Origin of the sequence: Streptomyces sp. NPDC057623 (genome assembly GCF_042800355.1) — a bacterium.
GTDB lineage: Bacteria > Actinomycetota > Actinomycetes > Streptomycetales > Streptomycetaceae > Streptomyces.
Window position 1 is genome coordinate 1 of sequence record NZ_JBHVGZ010000189.1, and the last position, 1,102, is coordinate 1,102.

The window sequence follows — 1,102 nt, forward strand, 5'->3', positions numbered from 1 at the left end:
GCCGGTGGTCATGCCCCTGACTTGTTGAATCGACCCCAGACGCCCGGTCTGCAGCCGTAGCGTCCAGGGCGCCGGTCGGCACGGGCTCGCATTGCCCCATGCCGCCCTGCGGGGCTGGCTCATGATTAGCGTGCCGCCGCCGACCGGCACCCGCGCGGTGTGGCTCGACAGAGGCATGAACGTGTGAGACCGCAACTTCAAGTCAGGGTGCCCACCGCACACTTCTGCCGCTTCGAGTACCAGGTCAGGACGCGCGTGATCACTATCGGGATCGACCCCCACAAGTCCTCTCACACCGCCGTCGCGATCGACGCCGCAGGCCATAAGATCGGCCAGCGTCGGTTCGTCGTCAACGCCGGAACCTTCGGTCAGCTGATGCGCTGGAGCGAGCAGTGGCCCGAGCGCCGCTTCGCCGTCGAAGGCGCCGGCGGCCTCGGGCGGACGCTCGCCCAGCAGCTGGCCGCCGCCGGCGAGGACGTGGTCGACGTGCCCTCGACCCTGTCCGCCAGGGCCCGTCTCCTGGCCACCGGCGGTGACCGCAAGACTGACCCTGCCGACGCGCTGCACGTCGCTCAAGTCGCCCTCTTCCGAACCGACTTGCGCAAGGTCACCGCGGAGGACCAGTCCACGATCCTCCGACTGCTAACCGAGCGACACAACGACCTGGTCAACGAGCGCACCCGCACCACGAACCGCCTGCATGCCGTCCTGCGGGACCTGCTGCCCGGCGGCGCCCCGACCCGGCTCTCGGCGGACAAGGCCGCCACCTTGATGAAGGGCATCCGGCCTCTCACGGCAACGGACAACTGCCGCCGCGACATCGCCCGCGATCTGCTGGCCGACCTGCGTCGCCTCGATCGCAAGGTCAAGGACAACGAGGCCCAGATGCGAGACGCTCTCGCCGCCTCCCGCACCAGCCTGACGTCGTTGCCCGGCTTGGGCACCGTGCTGGCCGCGAAGGTCTTGGGTCACATCGGCGACATCAGCCGCTTCCCAACCGAGCACCACTTCGCCAGCTACGTGGGCAGCGCTCCCTTGGACGCCTCCAGCGGAAAGAACGTCCGCCATCGTCTCAACACCGGCGGCAACAGGGCCCTGAACA

Annotated in this window: 1 protein-coding gene; it reads left to right on the plus strand. The window is 68.9% G+C overall.

Translation table 11 applies throughout. The annotated features are described in order from the left end of the window. Positions 1–207: 207 nt before the first annotated feature. Positions 208–1,102 (plus strand): IS110 family transposase (locus ACFU95_RS51045; protein ID WP_383844828.1); only part of this gene is annotated, 895 nt, incomplete at its 3' end.